This window comes from Roseateles sp. AC306 (assembly GCF_979253795.1).
The window spans coordinates 1-258 of record NZ_CEEDEB010000098.1 but is presented as its reverse complement, the minus strand read 5'-3'; the positions used below and the strand labels follow the sequence as shown (position 1 = coordinate 258).

General features: G+C 56.2%; 1 protein-coding gene. It reads left to right on the top strand.

The features are described 5' to 3' along the window. Positions 1 to 258, top strand: a 258-nt coding sequence (locus tag AC0IZJ_RS28545; protein ID WP_471855640.1) for a glycoside hydrolase family 88 protein, incomplete at both ends; no start/stop codon positions are given.

Here is a 258-nt window from a genome sequence, read left to right as displayed (position 1 = left end):
GTGCTGTTCGGCGACTGGCAGATCTGCTTCCAGGTCTACTCCGACCTCTACCAGCTCGACAAGGACCCGCGCAGAATAGCCCGCGCCCGCGAGGTGATGGAATATCAGATGTGCACCGCCAACAAGGATGATTGGTGGTGGGTGGACGGGCTTTACATGGTGATGCCGGTCATGACCAAGATGTACAAGTTCACCGGCCATCGCCAGTATCTTGACAAGCGGCACGAGTCTTACAGCCAGACCAACAGCATCATGTTT